Here is a 17,449-nt window from a genome sequence, read left to right as displayed (position 1 = left end):
CGTAGCGTGAACCCGGAATCCATCGCGCTGCTGAGTCCGTTGCTTAATGGATTCCGGGCTCGCGCTACGCGCGCCCCGGAATGACAAGAAGAAGAAGGGAGGCAGCCAATGACCGCCATCAAACCGTTCCGCATCGCCATCAGCGACGACATTCTCTCCGATCTCAAGTCGCGTCTCACCCGCACGCGCTGGCCGGAGGCGGAGCTGGTTGACGACTGGAGCCAAGGCGCGCCGCTGAAGTGGATTCAGGAGGTCTGCACCTATTGGGCCGATGGCTACGACTGGCGGGCGCGCGAGGCAAAGCTCAACCGCTTCGAACAGTTCACCACCGAGATCGACGGGCTCGACATTCATTTCTCGCATGTGCGCTCGAAAGAGCCAAACGCGCTGCCGCTGATCATCACCCATGGCTGGCCGGGTTCGATCGTCGAATTCCAGAAGGTGATCGCGCCGCTGGTCGATCCGGTCGCGCATGGCGGCAATCCCGCGGACGCGTTTCACGTCGTCTGTCCCTCGCTGCCGGGCTTCGGCTTCTCCGCCAAGCCGAAGGCCACCGGCTGGGGCGTCGACCGCATCGCCGCGACCTGGGCGAAGCTGATGGAGCGGCTCGGCTATGCGCGCTACGGCGCGCAAGGCGGCGACTGGGGCTCGGCGGTGACGGCCTCGCTCGGTGCGCAGGATGCGGCGCACTGCGCCGGCATTCACATCACGCTGTCCTTCAACTCGCCGCCGCGCATGGAGGGCGAGCCGACCGCGGAGGAGAAGCGAGCGCTCGCCGGCCTCAAGCATTACGTCGATCTCGACTCCGGCTACTCCAAGCAGCAATCGACGCGCCCGCAGACGCTCGGCTATGGCCTCACGGATTCGCCGAGCGGGCAGGCGGCCTGGATTCTGGAGAAATTCTGGGCCTGGACCGATTGCGACGGCCATCCCGAGAACATCTTCACCAGGGACGAGTTACTCGACAACGTCATGCTGTACTGGGTGACGGAGACGGCGACCTCCTCGGCGCGGCTCTACTGGGAGAGCTTTGGCAAACGCCGCACCACGCCTGTCGTCAAGGTGCCGACGGGCGTCGCCGCGTTCCCCAAGGAGATCATCACGCCGGTGCGACGCTGGATGGAACCGAACTTCCATGACATCACGCATTGGAGCGAGATGGAGAAGGGCGGCCATTTCGCCGCGTTCGAGCAGCCGGAGCTGTTCGTGCGCGATGTCAGGAAGTTCTTTGCGACGGTGCGGTGAAGGGTCCCCTCAAACGTCATGCCCGGGCTTGTCCCGGGCATCCACGGCCTTAGACTAGCAGTGAAGCAAGAAGAGCGTGGATGGCCGGGACTTGATCGCGAAGACGCGCTTTGCGCTTTTGCCGGCCATGACCGAGACTGACGGAAACGATCCAAGCCCATGCTGACCGAAGCCGCAACCTACGACGAACTCACTCGCAACTTCCGCTGGGACATCCCGGCGCGCTTCAACATGGCGGAAGCATGCTGCGATCGGCATGCCGACGGCACCGGCCGGCTCGCGCTGATCTATGTCGACGAGAACGGCGCCACCACGCGAACCTCCTTCGACGAGGTCGCGGACATGTCGCGCCGCTTCGCCAACGTGCTGAAGGCGGATGGGCTTTCGCGCGGCGACCGCGTCGCGGTGTTCCTGTCGCAATCGCTGGAGCTGCCGATCGCGCATATGGCGGCATTCCGCTCAGGCCTGGTCTCGATCCCTCTGTTCGCACTGTTCGGCGAGGACGCGCTGGAATTTCGCCTGTCGAATTCACACGCGAGGGCAATCATCACCGATGAGGCGGGCTGGGAGAAGCTCACGAAGATCCGCGAGCGGCTGCCCTATCTGCAGGACATCTATGTCACGAGCGGCGCCGTCCACGCCGGCGCAAAGCCATTCTGGCCGGCGATCGAAACCGCGTCCGAGGACTTTGCGACCGTCGACACCGCCGCCGACGATCCCGCGCTGATCATCTACACCTCGGGCACGACGGGAAATCCCAAGGGCGCGCTGCATGCGCACCGCGTCGTGCTAGGCCATCTCCCCAATGTCGAGATGTGTCACAACTTCCTGCCGCGTCCCGGCGATCTCATGTGGACGCCGGCGGACTGGGCCTGGATCGGCGGCCTCGTCAACGGCCTGCTCGCATTCTGGTATCACGGCATCCCCCTGGTCGGGCATCGCGCGCGCAAATTCGAGCCGCAGGCGGCGATGCAGATGATGGCCGACCTTGGCGTCCGCAACGTCTTCCTGCCGCCGACCGCGCTCAAGCTGATGCGGCAGGCCGGGGTGAAGCATCCGGGCGTCAAGCTCCGCAGCATCTTCACCGGCGGAGAATCGCTCGGCGGCGAACTGCTCGGTTGGGTTCGCGAGACTTTTGGTATCGACGCCCATGAGGTGTTCGGCCAGACCGAGTGCAATCTCGTGATCGGCAGCAACTCCAATCTGTTTCCGATCCGCCCGGGTTCGATGGGCAAGGCGACGCCGGGCTTCGACGTCCGCATCGTCAACGACAAGGGCGAAGAATTGCCGCGCGGCCAGCGGGGCATCATCGGCGTGCGCCAGCCATGCCCCGTCACCATGCTCGAATACTGGCGCAACCCGGAGGCGACGGCGAAGAAATATGCCGGCGAATTCCTGCTCACCGGCGATCTCGGCGTGCAGGACGAGGACGGCTATTTCTGGTACGTCAGCCGCGAGGACGACGTCATCACCACCGCCGGCTATCGCGTCGGCCCGTCCGAGATCGAGCACACGCTGATGAAGCATCCCTCGGTGGCAATGGCCGCGGTGGTCGGCATCCCCGATCCGATCCGCACCGAATCGATCAAGGCCTGGATCGTGCTGCGTCCGGGCTTTACCGGCACCGACGCGCTGGCGCGCGAGATCCAGGAGTTCGTCAAGGTGCAGCTCGCCGCGCATGAATATCCGCGGTTCGTCGAATTCGCCGAGACGCTGCCGATGACGGCGACAGGCAAGGTGCTGCGGCGCGAGCTGCGGGCCAAGGGCTGACGCTTACAAGGGCTGACTTCTTACAAGGGCTGACTTCCGACAATGGCCAGGACGTCTCAAGCCGCGGGACTTCACCGCGCTTCGCTCGACAAGCTGCACGATCTCGATGCGGCGCTGGAGCTCATGTATTACGGCTGGCGCGGGATGACGCTGGAAGCGGACGAATATCTCGCGAAGCAGGGCCTGTCGCGTCCGCATCATCGCATCCTCTACGTGGTGGCGCGGCGGCCCGATATTGCGATCGGCTCGCTGCTCGAGGTCCTCGGCATTTCCAAGCAGGCCTTGAGCCGGCCGCTCAGTCTGCTGCTCGAGCGCAAGCTGGTGACGTCGAAGCGCTCGCCCGAGCAGCATCGCTCCAAGCTGCTGCGTCTGACGGCCGCCGGGCAGCGCATCGAGCAACGGGCCTCGGACCACGAGCGCAAGGTCTTGCGCGAGGCGTTCGATCGCGTCGGCGCATCCGGGGCGGCGGCATGGATGGCGGTCATGGGGACGATCGCCGACAACAATTGACCGTTCTTAAAGTCAATATAGTTGACATGAGAAGCGGGCTTTGTCACTGTCCTGGCAACGAGCCGGGGAGGGCTCGTGTCATGAGCGGACAGAATCCATTGAGCGCGCAGAAAATGAATCGCGTGGCCGCCGAACGCTTCGTCGCGGCCTGGTGCGCGAGCTGGTGCAAGGTCGATATCGACGCGGTGGTGGCGCATTTTGCCGAGAATGCGCAGATGCGCAGCCCTCTGGCGCTGACGCTGACCGGTTCTCCCGTCGTCGCCGGCATCGAGAATATCCGCGCCTATTGGCGCAAAGCCTATGGCCACATCGAAAGCGCGGACCTGAGGATCCTGAGCTGGAGCTGGGACGACACCATCGCACGCCTGACGGTGTGGTGGCAGCTGGGAGACACGCGCGCCAGCGAGTTCATGGATTTCGACGATACGGGGCGCGTCGTGCGCAGCGAAGCCTTTTACGGAAAATGACCATGCGCCTTTCGGATATCGTCCTGCTCCTCAACACGCTGTGGTTCGGCGGCGCCTTCATCCAGTTCAGCATTGCGCAGGCCAACACCCTGAAGATCTTGCTGCCGCGGGAAGAGCGCAGCAATCCGATCGCGCCAACCCTGGCGGCCAGCGTCGCGTTCCTGGGCGGGATGAACCTGCCGATAGGGGTGTTGTCGTTCTACCTTCTGGCTGCGCGCCCGCTCTTCTTTCAGCCGGTTGAGGCGCAGCTCACGCTGTTCCTGTTTTTTTCGGCCTGCCATTTCAGCCAATTCGCCTATAACCTCCCGGTGCTGATGCGTGGCGGACGCGTCGGGGTCGCCTACTGGCCGGTGTTGAAGGGGCCGATGCTCCGGATCTTCGTCATCGACGCGGGCCTGTTCGCGGCCAATCTCGCAGTGGCGCTCCAGCTCGCGATAGCGTCCTGATCTACCGCGACGGCTCCGAGAGCGCGGCCCGCAGCATCGCCGCAAGATCCTTTCGCCGGAACGGCTTGGTCAGAATGCGGGCGTCGCCGACCCCGTCCGGTGTCTTGACGGGCGTCTGGCTGTAGCCGGAGGTGAAGAGCACCTTGAGATCAGGCCGCAGCCCGGTTGCTTGCCTCGCAAGCTCCGGCCCGAACATGCCGCCGGGCATGACGACGTCGGTGAACAGCAACTGGATGTCCCCGGGCTGGCGCAGCACCTCCAGCGCCGCCGGTCCGTTCGACGTGGCGATGACCCGGTAGCCCAGCGTCCTGAGCTCGTTCTCGACATAGGCCCGCACCATGTCGTCGTCTTCGACGAGGAGAATGGTCTCGTGTCCCGCTTGTGTGACGGTCGCTTCCGCCGGGCGCAGGTCCTGGCCTGGCGGTGTTGCGATACGGGGAAAGAACAGCCTGACGACACTGCCTCGTCCCGGCTCGGACTGCATCTGCACAAGTCCGCCGGACTGTTGTGCAAATCCGTAGACCATGCTCAGGCCCAGGCCGGTCCCCTTGCCGACCTCCTTGGTCGTGAAGAACGGCTCGAACGCGCGGCTGACCACCTCGGCGCTCATGCCGCTGCCGGTATCGGTGACGGCCACCATCACATAGTCGCCGGGCCGCGGCTCGCCGTTGACGTCGAGGTCGGATTCACCGAGCGAGCTGTTATGGACCTCGACCGTCAGCTTGCCGCCCTCCGGCATCGCGTCGCGCGCGTTGAGTACGAGGTTGAGCAGGGCCGTCGTCAGCTGGCCGGGATCGACGCTGGTCGGCCATAAATCCCGGTCGAACGCGAAGCGGCACTCGATGTGCTCGCCCAGCGTCCGGCGCAGAAGCTGCTCCATGCCGAGCACCTTCTCGGCGATGTCGATCTCTCTCGGCCGCAGCGGCTGCTTGCGCGCGAAGGCGAGCAGGCTCCGCGTCAGGTCAGAACCGCGCTCGGCGGCGGTCGCAATGTCGCCGGCAATGCGGTGCAATTCCTTGTTTCCCGCCAGCCGGTCGGCGAGATGCTCCGAGTTGCCGAGAATGACGGTCAAGAGATTGTTGAAATCATGCGCCACGCCGCCGGTGAGCTGGCCCATGGCTTCCATCTTCTGGGATTGGCTGAGCTTCTGGTTGAGATCCGCGATCGCGGCGCGCTGCTGTTCGAGCGATTCGGCGGTGCCGTTGAGCAGGCTCATCAATCCGCCGAGCTCGCCGCCCGGATGGGGCTCCGGAATGCGGGCGCTGAGATCGCCGCGCGCGAGCCTCTTCGCCATGGTGGCGAGCCGCCCGATCTGGCGGCCGATGCTCACGGTCGTGAGGATCCATAAGCCGGCGAGGAGCAGCAGCAAGGCCACCGCGAGAATCGCCATGTCCTCGTAAAGCCGGCGGTTCGCCGCCGCGACCAGTCCGTCCTTGGAGCGTCCGACCATGATGGTGAGGCCGGCCTTGCGCATCGAGGGCGAGCGGGCAACGCCCCAGATCTGCGTGCGGCCCCCGCGGTCGGTGACTTCCCGAAATGGCTCGCCATCGGGCGCTGCGGCAAAGCGGAACAGATCGGAGCCCGCAATGGTCCCGCCGACAGGCTCGCTCCAGCCGCCGCCCTTGGGGGCGACCAGGACCGTACCTTTGGCGTCGACGAACAGGATATCCTTCTCGGCGAGCAGCCGCTTGTCGTGAAATTCCGCGAATTTGTTCAAGTTGAAGGACGCGAGCAGCACGAACTTCAGCGCGCCCGTCTCCGATCGCACGGGATAGGCGATCTGCAGCACCGATAGCCCGGTGAGGCGGCCGAACACCGGCTCTGCGGCAACGACGCCTTGAAGACCCTTGACCTCTTTGAAATAGCCACGGTCGTTCAGGTCGAGGGTGCGGTTGGTCCGAAGCGAGTCGCAGAACAGGCTGCCGTCGGGATCGATGGTCAGGATGCCCGTGAACTGCGGGTATTCTTCGCGCACTTCCGACAGAAACGCCGAGCACGCCGCCTTGTCGCGCGTGTCGAGGTCGCGGGCCCGGGCCAGACCGTAGTGGAGCTGGGCGGTGCCCTGGATCTTCTCGTTCAGATCGCTGGCGATGTCGTCGGCGGATGCGGCCAGATTGGCCAGCGCCGCGTCGATCTCGCTGGCCCGGTTCTGCACGAAGCGCAGCCCGACCAGGATCGCCGGCACGAGCATGGCGGCGATGACGAGGATCAGTAACCGGGTACGCAGGCTCATCGGTGGGGCGGTCCGCTCTCAGGCGTATCTGCTCGGAGGTATAATTTGCGGCACGATCGTCTGCTCAGTCCATAGCCATTGGGCGAAAATCGCACTGATGGTCAAGGATTTCACACCGCGAGCATAGTTACCTCGCCGCTATTCTTCGCGCCGGCTCGCATCAAGTTGCGCCTGCGCGCGGCGGCGCTAGTATCGCAGCCTGCGCGCGACGAAGATCGCGTCGATGTGTGGAGGGAGCTCATGTCCATCTCCGGCAAGGTCGATCCGGTGGTACGTCGCGTCGCGGCGACCGACATCGCCGAGGCGCTGGTCGAGGGTCTGCGCGATTTCCAGGCGCTGCCGTTCTACGGTCTCTGCTTCGGCGCGCTCTACGCCGCTGGCGGCATCGCCATCATGCTGTGCCTCACCGCCTTCGGCATGGTCTATCTCGTCTATCCCCTGGCGGCCGGCTTCGCGTTGATCGGGCCGTTCGTGGCGATCGGACTCTATGAGGTCAGCCGCCGCCGTGAGCGCGGCGAGCCGGTCTCCTTCGGCGCGATCTGGTCGGCCGTGCGCGCGCGCAGCGAGATCGGCTGGATGGCGTTCGTCACGCTGTTCGTGTTCGTGATATGGATGTACCAGGTGCGGCTTTTGATCGCGCTCCTGCTCGGCCTGCACGCTTCGTTCTCGAGCCTTCAGGAATTCATGACCGTGGTGCTGACCACGAATGAAGGCCTGCTGTTCCTCGGCATCGGCAATGCGGTCGGTGCGGTGCTGTCGCTGATCCTGTTCTCGTTGACCGTGGTGTCGTTTCCGCTGCTGCTCGACCGCGAGGTCGATTTCGTCACGGCGATGGTGACGAGCGTGCGCGCAGTGGTGACGAGCCCGCTGCCGATGATCACATGGGCCGCCGTGATCGTGATGCTGCTGATCGTCTCGGCGCTGCCTTACTTTCTCGGGCTGATCGTGACACTGCCCGTGCTCGGGCATGCGACCTGGCATCTTTATCGGCGGCTGGTGGTGCCGGCGGCGTAAGAAGGGAGCCGGGCGCGACGGCGGCGAGCTATTCGCCCGTTGCCAAGCGGCGAACGCCGGATGAGGTCAGTTCGAGTTCGCCGAGCCGCCTGATCGCATAACCCAGGTTGACCAGGCGTTCGCCGTGTCCTTGCGGAATTTCGTTTTGCGCCTTGCCCTTGCCGACCTCGGCCAGCGACGCGAATTCATCGGCGCTGAGCGCAGCGGTGCTGTCTGTCATCAGGCGACCTCGTCCGTCCATACCTTGAAATTGAGCAGGGTATTCGGCCCGAAGGTCTGGGTGATCGGGACGTCTGCGGCGTCGCGTCCCTGTGCGATCAGCACGCGGCCAATCCGCGGCGTGTTGTTGCGCGGATCGAACATGTGCCAGCTCCCACCGATGAAAGCCTCGAACCAGGCCGCGAAATCTCCCGCAGGCCACGGCTGCGGTGTGCCGATGTCGCTGAGGTAGCCGGTGCAATAACGCGCCGGGATGTTCATGCAACGGCAGAAAGCGATGGCGAGATGGGCATAGTCGCGGCATACGCCCTTGCCTTCGTCGTAGGCTTCCCGGGCTGTCCTGGTCGCACGCGCGTGCTCATGCCCGAACGTGATGCGGCGATGAACAAAATCGCAGATGGCCTGGACCCGCGCCCAGCCCGGCGGCGTCTGCTCGAACAACTTCCACGCGATGTCCGACAGGCGATCGGTCTCGCAGTAGCGACTACCGAGCAGATAGACGAGCGCGTCGGCCGGCAGCGCTTCGACGGCGTGCTGAATCGCTTTTGGAAACGCCGGGTCGGGCAGGCCGCTGTCGCCAACGACGCCATCGCCGGCAAGGCGGAAGGCGCCGGCTGGCGCTACGATGCGGCTGCACCAATTGCCGAAGAGGTCGCGATAGGGACTGATCGCCACCGAGGGGCTGGTGGTCAGCAGATCGGGCACGATCACATCGGAGGCGCGCGTGAAGTGCGTGCCCAACACCATGATCATGGGCGTCGGCTGCGGGAATTCGTACAGCATCTCGTACCCGACGCGGAGCTTCATACGAAACACTTTCCCTTGGCTAAGCTCTCAACATGGCTACGAAGCGGTCGAACACAAGGCTTCGACCGCCTTATTCGCCTGCGAGCGGCATTTGGCGCTTCAAAAGCGCGGCGCGGGCGAGAAACCGATAGCTAATTGCAGTGATTGCGCGCACGGTGCGCCAATGTCGGGCAGGCCGGTCGTCTCTGCGCACACAGGCCGCTACGACTCCAAGCGCGCGACGTGAACGGCTCATTTCTGGCGTCGGCGGAACCGACACGTCGTAACGACGACCATTGGCGTATTGCCCGTTTCAGCGGCTGAGCCGCGCGCGGCGGGCTCGTGCCGCTCGATGACGGGAAGATTCCATCGCGGTCGATGTGAGATCGAACGCCAACCGAAAGCACCTGATGCAAACGCTCTCCCCACGGCACGTCAAGGCAGACGAAGCGCTCCGGCTCGGCGTGGAGTCGGGCTGGTACGCGATCAAAGTCAGCGGGACCTTTGTCTCGGGGCCGCACGACTCTGAAGGGGAATGCCGTCGCAAGATCGACGAGATTCATCCGCCGCTGGTGAAGAAGAAACGATGAGGGCCCAGGTTCCGGCCGCTACGGCGTCTTGATCCCCATCGCCTTCAGCGCATCCAGCATCCGCTGCGGCGGGCCCATCTTCACCGCCAGCGGCTTGCCGGTTTCCAACAGGCTCTTGAGGCTGGACAGGATCGCGGGCCAGCCCGAACGGCCACCGGCGAGGATGTCGTCGCTGAGCGGGCGGTCGTGGCCTTCGCTCATGGTTAGGCGGACCGCATCACCGGCCTGTTCGATCTCGTAGGTGACGAGCGTCGGGCCGAGCTTCTCGATCAGCTCGGACCAGTTCACGTTGAATGTGACCGAAAGCTTTCGCGGCGAATCGTAGGCGAGAACCTCGCCGCTGATGTGCAACGCGCCATCGGGCGTGCGCACGGTGAACGCACCGCCAAGACGCGGCTCGACCTCCACGGCATTGCCGAAGAAATACTGCTTGCTGAACTCGGCCGAGGTCAGCGCCTCCCATACCTTCTCCGGCGTCGAAGCGATGTAGATGGTGTAGACCGTCAGCGGCTTGAATTGATCGAGGTTCATTTTGCGTCGAATCCCTTGTTGAGCGCCGTGCGCGGGATGGCGAGCACTTTGCCGCTCTCCAGCAGGCTCTTGAGCCCGGACAGGATCGCCGGCCAGCCATTGGAGACGGCGCCGAGATATTTGCCGCCCTCGACGAAGCCGTCATGCAACACGGTCAAACGCACGAGCGCGCCGAACGGTTCGATGGTGAAGACGACGCGTGAGATCGGCTCGCCGCGCAGCTCTTCGAACTTCTGGTGCTTGAAGCTGTAGGACAGGCGGCGCGGCGGATCGGCCTCGAGGATCTCGCCGGAATCGGTGATCTCGCCGTCGAGCGTGAGCGCAAAGGGCGAGCCGGCTTTCCAGTCGGAGCGGACCTCGGCGCCGAACCAATATTGCCTGGTGAATTCGCTCGACGTCAGCGCCTCCCATAGCTTTTCCGGCGTGGTCTCGATATAGGTCACGTAGACGAACTCCGGCTTACTCATCGCGCTTCTCCAACTGGCGTTTCAACTCGCTGAGTGCGGCGAGCTTGCCGCGCTCGAATTTTTTGATCCAGCGTTCGCCGATCTGATGGATCGGCACCGGGTTGAGATAGTGCAGCTTCTCGCGGCCATGCCTGATAGCGGTGACCAGATTGGCCTCTTCCAGAATGACAAGGTGCTTGGTCACGGCCTGTCGCGTCATCGCAAGGCCCTCGCAGAGCTCGTTCAGCGTCTGGCCGTTTTTGGCGTGAAGCCTGTCGAGCAGCGACCGTCGTGACGCATCGGCGAGCGCTTTGAAGACCTCATCCATGGCATCGATAATAGGCAACCAAATGGTTGCATGTCAAGCGCGCCGTCATTCCGGAAACCGCGCAGCAATTATCCGGAATCTCGAGATTGCGGGTTCGCACTTTGTGCGCCCCGCAATGTCCAGCCGCAGAATCGTGTTTTGGTCGCCCGCAATCGGCCGTGCTAGCCTTTCAGCTCAGCCAACGCAGATTGGTTCCGGGAGGATTTTCATGTTCCGTCGCGTTTCACTTGCTGCCGCTCTCGTCCTTTTCGCGTGCAGCACCGGGGCCCAGGCGCAGAAACAGACCATCGGCGCGCCGCCCGAAGCGTCCAACATGAAGCTCGTCGGGAGCAACGACCTCCAGGCCCGCAGCGCCTATCAGCCGACCATCCATCACCAGGGGGATCGCTGGATCGCCTATATCGGCCATCACGGCGGCACTGATGATGTGCCCGCGCCTGTCAACCCGATGACGGGCAAGGCCGAGCCGAACGGAACCTCGATCGTCGACGTCACCGATCCCGCGCGTCCGAAATATCTGCGGCATCTGCCGGGGCAGGAGGGCAAGTACGACTCCGGCGGGGCGCAGATGGTGCGGGTGTGCGACGGCAAGGCGTTGCCGAAGGGTGATCCCAACGCGGTCTACATGCTCAGGACCTTCGGCGGCGAGGCGCATGAGTTATGGAACGTCACTGATCCCGCGAGCCCGGTCCTCATCACGCGCATCGGCGGCCTGAAGGACACGCACAAGAGCTGGTGGGAATGCGACACCGGTATCGCCTATCTCGTCTCGGGCGCGCCGGACTGGCGCACGCGGCGCATGACGCAGATCTATGATCTCTCCGATCCCGCGCATCCGCAGAAGATCCGCGACTTCGGACTGCCCGGTCAGGAGCCCGGTTCGACCGGCGCGGTGCCGACCGAGCTGCACGGGCCGATCTCGACCGGGCCCGATGGCAACCGCGTCTATTTCGGTTACGGCACCAACAAGGGCGGCATTTTGCAGATCGTCGATCGCGACAAGCTCCTGAACGGGCCGAAAGAGCCGACGCCGGACAATCTGCGCTATCCCGAGATTTCGCGCATGCCGATGTCGGCCTTCAACGGAGCGCATACGACGTTTCCGATGCTCGACATGCCGATCGCCGAATTCGCCGAGGACAAGGACGGCAAGATCCGCGACATCGTCATGATCGTGAATGAAGCGATCCTCAACGAATGCGGCGAGGCGCGGCAGATGGTGTGGTTCGCCGACGTCACCACCGAGACGCGGCCGATGATGATCTCGAGCTACACCGTGCCGGAGGCGAGCGGGCAGTTCTGCCAGCGCGGCGGCCGGTTCGGCTCGCATTCCTCCAACGAGAGCATGGCGCCGGTCTATTACAAGAAGATGGCCTTCATCGCCTTCTTCAATGCCGGTGTGCGCGCGCTCGACATCCGCGATCCCTATCACCCGAAGGAGGTCGGCTATTTCATTCCGTCGATCACTGGCGCAACCGACAAGCGCTGCATCCCGATCGAGGGCGGCGAGCGCTGCAAGGTCGCGATCCAGACCAACAATGTCGAGACGGATGATCGCGGCTTCATCTACATCGTCGACCGCGCCAATACCGGCCTGCATATCCTGGAGCTGACCGGCCCGGCGCGCAATGTCGCCGGCCTGCCGAAGAACTGACGATGCGGCGCGGGCGCTAGGACTATCGATATGGAGCGATTTCACCCGTGGCCATCCTTCGCGACGCCCGCCGTTGGCGGGCCCTCAGGATGAGGATCGCGTGCGTGGGCAGTCGTTTCAACGAGCACCGATACTGCTTAGCCTCATCCTGAGGAGACCGCGAAGCGGTCGTCTCGAAGGACGAGGCGCGCGCTCGAGTCGCGCAAAAATGCCATTGGCGACTGCCCTGCCGCGTGCGGGAAGAGGGAATAAGCCAGCTTCCGTTCCCGCCCGTCCCATGCATTAATACCCGCCAGCGCCACCAGCCGAGTCCTCCCCATGATGTCCATGCAAGCCTATTTCGCCTTCGTCGCCGCCTGCATTGCGCTGGCGCTGCTGCCGGGGCCGATCGTCACCCTCGTCATCGCCAACGGCCTGCGCCACGGCACGCGTGCTGCGCTGACCAACGTGGCCGGTGCGCAGGCCGGCCTTGCCATCGTCATCGGCATCGTCGCGGTCGGCCTGACCTCGCTGATGGCGACCATGGGCTACTGGTTCGACTGGGTGCGCTTTGCCGGCGCCGCTTATCTCGTCTGGCTCGGCATCAAGCTGATCTGGGCGCCGGTCGAGGGCGTCAATGTCGACACACCGCCTCCGCCGCCGCGCGGCGGCTTCTTCCTGCAGGGTTTTCTGGTGCTGCTGTCGAACCCGAAGGTGCTGGTGTTCTTCGGCGCCTTCATCCCGCAGTTCATGGACATGAACCAGCCGCACTTTCCGCAGGTCGCGCTCTTGGGCGCAACCTTCATGGTCACCGCCGTGGTGACCGATGCGCTTTACGCCATTGCCGCAGGCCGCGCGCGAAAATTCTTCTCGGCGCGCCGCACGCGGATGATGTCGCGCATCTCCGGCGGCTTCATGATCGGCGGCGGCATCTGGCTGGCGCTGACCAGGGCGAAGTGAGGCTTACACCAGCAGCTCCGCCTTCAGTTCCACCGCGACCTCGGCAAGGATTCTTGCCAGCCGTTCGGCCCATTGCTGCTGGCCCGCGTGGTCGGCGATCAGATCCTGTCGGATCTCGATGCCGGTGTTGACGAGGCCGCGCCCTTCGCCGTGGACGGGGATGGTGTAGTCGGTGAGGTCGCTGACCGCGTAAGGTTCGTTGTCGCCGACGACGAGATCGCCCTCTGCGCGCAGATGCTTGAGCAACAGCTGCGGCAGCACGGTGTCGCGGTTGTACAGCGCGGCGATGTGCCAGGGCCGCGCGACGCCGGCATAGACGGGCGTGAAGCTGTGCAATGAGACCAGCACCGTCGGCCGCTTGTCGTGCAGGCGGGCGTCGATCGCGGCATCGATGCGATCATGATAGGGCTCGAAAATCTCGCGCCGCCGTGCCTCGCGCTCCCCATCCGAAATCCCTTCGTTGCGCGGGATCGCGGTCGCTTCGGAGATTACGGGGATAGAGCTCACCGCGGCCGGCGGGCGGTTGCAGTCGATCACAAGCCGCGAATAGCGCTGCGCGATCAGGTGCGCATCCAGCAACCTGGCGAGCCGCTCGGCGACGCCGGCGATGCCGATGTCCCAGGCGATGTGTCGCGTCAGTTCGGCCTCGGTGACGCCGAGATCGCCGAGCGCGCGCGGCAGCACCCGTCCGTAATGATCCGAGGTGAGCAGGAAGGGTGAGGTCCCTCCCGCGTTCACCTCATGCACCGGCGGAATATCGCCCTCATCGAGCAGTTGATCGGCGGCCTCGGCCGTGTGCAGGTCCATCCTGATTGCCTATGAAACGATTACGTTGTCTAAACGGAGTAACGATATTGCACCGACGTCGCAACTTTAGAGCAGCATGACCTCCGATCGCCTTTTCGTCTACGGCACCCTGATGCGCGGCTTCGACCATCCGATGGCGCGGCTGCTTGCGGGCCACGCGGATTTTCTGGGTGAAGCGACCTGCCGCGGCAGCCTCGTCCTGGTGAAGCATTATCCGGGATTGCTGCTGTCGGAGGCGGCCTCCGACATCGTTCATGGCGAGCTCTTCCGGATGCGCGTGCCTGACGAACTGCTGGGCGAGCTCGACATGTATGAAGCCTGCGGCGAAGGCTTTCCGGAGCCGACCGAATATCTGCGCCGGCTGATCGACGTGACGCTGGCTGATGGCGCCACGGAGAAGGCCTGGACCTATGTCTACAACTGGCCGGTCACGGGTCTGCCGCGCATCGAGTCCGGGCGCTTTCTGAAGCATTAGTTATTTTCGAGCATGATCTTCTCGGAAAACCGCTTCGCACTTTGCACTGACGCGGCCGTCCGGGTCCGGATCGTGCTCTAAGCCGACAGCACTTCCTTCACCACGCGCACGTCGACCTCGCGCTCGACGTAACTCCATTCCTCGGTTTCCCGGAGCATCGCCACCAGCTCCTCGAACAGCGGGGCGTGCGCGGGGGCGAATTCGAACCAGGTCAGGAAGTCGAAGGGCTCGCCGAGGTCGCGGCAGTGATAGAGCTGCCGCGCGATCGCGGGCAGGAAACGAAGACTGCTCGCGATGTGGTGCGATTTGTCCTCGAAAATCTTGCGGCGCTCTTCCTGGGTCAGCTCCCACCAGGCCTGCGATTTGCGGATCGGGATCAGCGCCGCGCTGGTTGCTTCCATCCGGCCGAGCCCGGCCTGCACGGCCACGAGTTGCTCCTTCTCAGGCCGCTCGGTGTAGCGCAAATTGCTCGGGGCCCCGACCAGCCGCCACGCATTGCGCGAGGGCACCAGCGGCAATGAGACGGCCTCGCTGTCGGTGACCGACAGCGCAGGCATGAAGGGCAGGGGCTCGCCCGTCACTGATGAAATCGAGGTGACGCGCCAACCCCCGCTGTGGCCGCCTCGAAACGTCCTGAACATGGCCTATGGAAGCGCGGAACCGGGGCGGGTTCAAGCTTTCCGTCGAAACTTTCGCCTGTGAATAGCCGGGAGAAGCCACACATGCTTCGTATTTCCCGGGACCGTCCCTATATGCCTATCCGGTTGGCCATAACGCCCGACTCAGCCCAGAAATCAGCATAATGCGCTTCACACCCCAATTCCTCGACGAGCTTCGTGCCCGGCTTTCGGTCTCCGAAGTCGTGGGCAAGCGCGTCAAGCTGAAGAAGGCGGGGCGGGAGTGGAAGGGGCTGTCGCCGTTCCAGCAGGAGAAGACGCCGTCCTTCTACGTCAACGACCAGAAGGGTTTTTACCACGACTTCTCCTCCGGCAAGCACGGCGACATCATCAGCTTCGTGATGGAGACCGACGGCCTGCCGTTCGCGGAGGCCGTCGAGCGGCTCGCCAGCATGGCGGGCCTGGCGCTGCCGGCAGTGACGCCGGATGCGGCGCGGCACGAGCAGCGCCGCCGCACGCTGCATGACGTCATGGATCTCGCCGCGACCTATTTCGCGGAGACCCTGGCCTCGCGCGTCGGCGCCAAGGCGCGCGGCTATCTCGCCGACCGCGCGATCTCGCCGGCGACGCAGTTGCAATTCCGCCTCGGCTATGCCTCGCCCGATCGCTTCGCGCTGAAGGAGCATCTCGGCAAGCTCGGCGTTTCCGTCGACGACATGGTCGAGACCGGCCTGCTGGTGGCCGGCAACGACATTCCCGTGCCGTATGACCGCTTCCGCGATCGCGTGATGTTCCCGATCACCGATTTGCGCGGCCGCGTCATCGCCTTCGGCGGGCGCGCGCTGGAGAAGGACGTTCCGGCAAAATACCTGAATTCGCCGGAGACGCCGCTCTTCCACAAGGGCGACAATCTCTACAACCACCAGACCGCGCGCAAGGCCACCCATGACGGCAGCGCGCTGATCGTGGTCGAGGGCTATGTCGACGTCATCGCCATGGTCACCGCGGGCTTTGCGGGCGCGGTCGCGCCGCTCGGCACCGCGCTGACCGAAAGCCAGCTGGCGCTGCTCTGGAAGATGGCGGATGAGCCGATCCTCTGCTTCGACGGCGACCGCGCCGGTCAGAAGGCGGCGTATCGTGCTGCCGATCTCGCGCTGCCCTTCCTCGCACCCGGCAAGAGTCTTCGTTTCGCGCTGTTGCCGGAGGGCCAGGACCCCGACGATCTCGCGCGCTCGGGCGGTCGCGGCGCCATCGAGGAAGTCATCGCGGCGGCCAAGCCGCTTGCCGAGATGATCTGGTCGCGCGAGCTCGAAGGCGGCAACTTTGCCACCCCCGAGCGCCGCGCTGCGCTGGAGGCGCGCATCAAGGAGCTTGCGAACGGCATCCGCGACGAGGTGGTGCGGCGCTATTACCGCGATGATTTTGCCGAGCGGCTTCGGCGCACTTTCGCGCCCGAGGGTGGCCGCGGCGGCTTTGCCGGCCGGGGTAATTTCCAAGGCAATTTTCAAGGCAATTCCGGTCGCCAATTCCAGCCCCGGGCTGCGGGAGGCGCGAATCGATTCGGGGGGCAAGGATTCGGTGGCGGCCGCCGCGGCGCGCCCGGCCCCACCCTGTTACCCTCCGGCCCCTACCAGGCGGCGAGCCCGCAGCTGGCGGCAAGCCCGATCATGCGCGGCCAGCGCAGCGCCATCTCCCGCCGTGAGGCCCTGATCCTGCAAAGCCTGATCAACCATCCCTGGCTGTTGCACGACCACCTCGAGGAGGTCGCCGCCCTGGAGCTGGCCCATCCCGAGGCCCACAAGCTCAGGGCCGGCATCATCGCCGCCTTTGCCAACGACCACCACCACTCCCCGGACCCCGGCGAGCAGGCCGAAAAGATGCGCGGCGATCTCGCCAGGAGCGGATTTTCGCAAGTTCTTCAAAGGGTTGAGAGCGGCATCACGACCGCGGCGGTGTGGGGCGCCCGCGAAGGGGCCGCCCCCGACGACGTTCTCGCCACCTGGCACCAGCTGGTTGCCTTGCATCGGCAATACCATTCACTACTTAGAGAGTTGAAGGACGCCGAGCTGGCCTTGGGGGAGGACCCCAGCGAGGCCAATTTGGCGTGGCTGCGTGACGTCAAGGCCCGTCTGGCCGAGGTCGACGGCACCGAGGCCCTGATCGAGGGTTTTGGCGAGCTGTCGGGCCGGTTCCAGAAGAGCGTGTGATGAAAGAATCATGCGGACGGCCGGAGCCGGAACCGCTAAAAGACTCGCCAAATCCAAGGTTTGGCGGCAAAAACAGGGTTAATCGAGGCTTAACGGTCTTGTAGCACTTTGGCCACCAGGCGGCCGCAGGCAGAACAGACGCGTCAGGAATGAATCCGCGCATTG

Annotated in this window: 19 protein-coding genes; 11 read left to right on the top strand and 8 right to left on the bottom strand. The window is 64.5% G+C overall.

Annotated elements, in window-relative coordinates; genetic code table 11:
- Window positions 1-108: 108 nt before the first annotated feature.
- From XI04_RS31890 to XI04_RS31870, 5 genes are all read left to right on the top strand, one after another.
- Window positions 109-1,245, top strand: coding sequence for an epoxide hydrolase family protein (locus XI04_RS31890; RefSeq protein ID WP_028140490.1), 1,137 nt, complete (start codon window positions 109-111; stop codon window positions 1,243-1,245).
- A 159-nt stretch (window positions 1,246-1,404) separates the two neighbouring features.
- Window positions 1,405-3,015: an acyl-CoA synthetase gene (locus XI04_RS31885; protein ID WP_038948147.1), complete on the top strand. Its 1,611-nt coding sequence runs from the start codon at window positions 1,405-1,407 to the stop codon at window positions 3,013-3,015.
- A gap of 42 nt (window positions 3,016-3,057) precedes the next feature.
- Window positions 3,058-3,525, top strand: a complete 468-nt coding sequence (locus tag XI04_RS31880) for a MarR family winged helix-turn-helix transcriptional regulator (protein ID WP_095426765.1) — start codon at window positions 3,058-3,060, stop codon at window positions 3,523-3,525.
- Between the two features lie 80 nt (window positions 3,526-3,605).
- Window positions 3,606-3,992 (top strand): nuclear transport factor 2 family protein, encoded by a 387-nt coding sequence (locus XI04_RS31875; RefSeq protein WP_271596191.1) that lies wholly within the window; start codon window positions 3,606-3,608, stop codon window positions 3,990-3,992.
- Between the two features lie 2 nt (window positions 3,993-3,994).
- Complete coding sequence (locus XI04_RS31870) at window positions 3,995-4,438, top strand: hypothetical protein (RefSeq protein ID WP_028140486.1); 444 nt, start codon at window positions 3,995-3,997, stop codon at window positions 4,436-4,438.
- Between the two features lies 1 nt (window position 4,439).
- On the opposite strand, the gene XI04_RS31865 is transcribed toward XI04_RS31870, so the two are convergent.
- Window positions 4,440-6,671 (bottom strand): ATP-binding protein, encoded by a 2,232-nt coding sequence (locus XI04_RS31865; protein WP_028140485.1) that lies wholly within the window; start codon window positions 6,669-6,671, stop codon window positions 4,440-4,442.
- A 240-nt stretch (window positions 6,672-6,911) separates the two neighbouring features.
- Between XI04_RS31865 and XI04_RS31860 the strand changes: the two genes are divergently transcribed.
- Entirely contained in the window at window positions 6,912-7,685 is a 774-nt protein-coding gene (locus tag XI04_RS31860; protein ID WP_028140484.1) for a DUF2189 domain-containing protein, read from the top strand.
- 28 nt (window positions 7,686-7,713) lie between these two features.
- On the opposite strand, the gene XI04_RS31855 is transcribed toward XI04_RS31860, so the two are convergent.
- Together XI04_RS31855 and XI04_RS31850 are read right to left on the bottom strand one after the other, a co-directional pair.
- On the bottom strand, window positions 7,714-7,905 hold the full coding sequence (locus XI04_RS31855) for a hypothetical protein (protein WP_271610702.1): 192 nt from the start codon (window positions 7,903-7,905) through the stop codon (window positions 7,714-7,716).
- The gene (locus XI04_RS31850) at window positions 7,905-8,711 is read right to left on the bottom strand and encodes a transglutaminase-like domain-containing protein (protein ID WP_271610701.1); all 807 of its coding nucleotides are present in this window, start codon (window positions 8,709-8,711) and stop codon (window positions 7,905-7,907) included. Before XI04_RS31850 ends, XI04_RS31855 begins: the two co-directional genes overlap by 1 nt.
- A gap of 389 nt (window positions 8,712-9,100) precedes the next feature.
- Between XI04_RS31850 and XI04_RS31845 the strand changes: the two genes are divergently transcribed.
- The gene (locus XI04_RS31845; RefSeq protein ID WP_028140481.1) at window positions 9,101-9,280 is read left to right on the top strand and encodes a hypothetical protein; all 180 of its coding nucleotides are present in this window, start codon (window positions 9,101-9,103) and stop codon (window positions 9,278-9,280) included.
- Window positions 9,281-9,298: 18 nt separating this feature from the next.
- On the opposite strand, the gene XI04_RS31840 is transcribed toward XI04_RS31845, so the two are convergent.
- Genes XI04_RS31840 through XI04_RS31830 form a run of 3 tightly spaced genes read right to left on the bottom strand, consistent with a single transcriptional unit; the run spans window position 9,299 to window position 10,585 of the window.
- Window positions 9,299-9,811, bottom strand: coding sequence for an SRPBCC family protein (locus XI04_RS31840; RefSeq protein WP_271610700.1), 513 nt, complete (start codon window positions 9,809-9,811; stop codon window positions 9,299-9,301).
- Window positions 9,808-10,278 (bottom strand): SRPBCC family protein, encoded by a 471-nt coding sequence (locus tag XI04_RS31835; protein ID WP_152103550.1) that lies wholly within the window; start codon window positions 10,276-10,278, stop codon window positions 9,808-9,810. Before XI04_RS31835 ends, XI04_RS31840 begins: the two co-directional genes overlap by 4 nt.
- Window positions 10,271-10,585 carry an ArsR/SmtB family transcription factor gene (locus XI04_RS31830; RefSeq protein ID WP_028140478.1) on the bottom strand — a complete coding sequence of 105 codons (315 nt, stop codon included), beginning with the start codon at window positions 10,583-10,585 and terminating at the stop codon, window positions 10,271-10,273. The genes XI04_RS31835 and XI04_RS31830 overlap by 8 nt, the downstream gene beginning before the upstream one ends.
- Window positions 10,586-10,793: 208 nt before the next feature.
- Between XI04_RS31830 and XI04_RS31825 the strand changes: the two genes are divergently transcribed.
- Together XI04_RS31825 and XI04_RS31820 are read left to right on the top strand one after the other, a co-directional pair.
- Window positions 10,794-12,239 carry an LVIVD repeat-containing protein gene (locus tag XI04_RS31825; RefSeq protein WP_095426762.1) on the top strand — a complete coding sequence of 482 codons (1,446 nt, stop codon included), beginning with the start codon at window positions 10,794-10,796 and terminating at the stop codon, window positions 12,237-12,239.
- Window positions 12,240-12,557: 318 nt separating this feature from the next.
- Entirely contained in the window at window positions 12,558-13,178 is a 621-nt protein-coding gene (locus XI04_RS31820; protein WP_271610699.1) for a LysE family translocator, read from the top strand.
- A 3-nt stretch (window positions 13,179-13,181) separates the two neighbouring features.
- Here XI04_RS31820 and XI04_RS31815 read toward each other — a convergent pair whose 3' ends face one another.
- Window positions 13,182-13,985, bottom strand: a complete 804-nt coding sequence (locus tag XI04_RS31815; protein ID WP_152103549.1) for an N-formylglutamate amidohydrolase — start codon at window positions 13,983-13,985, stop codon at window positions 13,182-13,184.
- Between the two features lie 76 nt (window positions 13,986-14,061).
- On the opposite strand from XI04_RS31815, the gene XI04_RS31810 reads away from it, so the two are divergent.
- Entirely contained in the window at window positions 14,062-14,460 is a 399-nt protein-coding gene (locus XI04_RS31810; RefSeq protein WP_095426760.1) for a gamma-glutamylcyclotransferase family protein, read from the top strand.
- A gap of 77 nt (window positions 14,461-14,537) precedes the next feature.
- On the opposite strand, the gene XI04_RS31805 is transcribed toward XI04_RS31810, so the two are convergent.
- Entirely contained in the window at window positions 14,538-15,101 is a 564-nt protein-coding gene (locus XI04_RS31805) for a chlorite dismutase family protein (RefSeq protein ID WP_152103548.1), read from the bottom strand.
- A 161-nt stretch (window positions 15,102-15,262) separates the two neighbouring features.
- On the opposite strand from XI04_RS31805, the gene dnaG reads away from it, so the two are divergent.
- Entirely contained in the window at window positions 15,263-17,284 is a 2,022-nt protein-coding gene (gene dnaG, locus XI04_RS31800; RefSeq protein WP_271610698.1) for a DNA primase, read from the top strand.
- The last annotated feature ends 165 nt before the right edge of the window (window positions 17,285-17,449 follow it).

Source organism: Bradyrhizobium sp. CCBAU 11430, assembly GCF_028128855.1.
GTDB classification, from domain to species: domain Bacteria; phylum Pseudomonadota; class Alphaproteobacteria; order Rhizobiales; family Xanthobacteraceae; genus Bradyrhizobium; species Bradyrhizobium ottawaense.
This window is presented reverse-complemented; position numbering and strand designations above follow the sequence as displayed.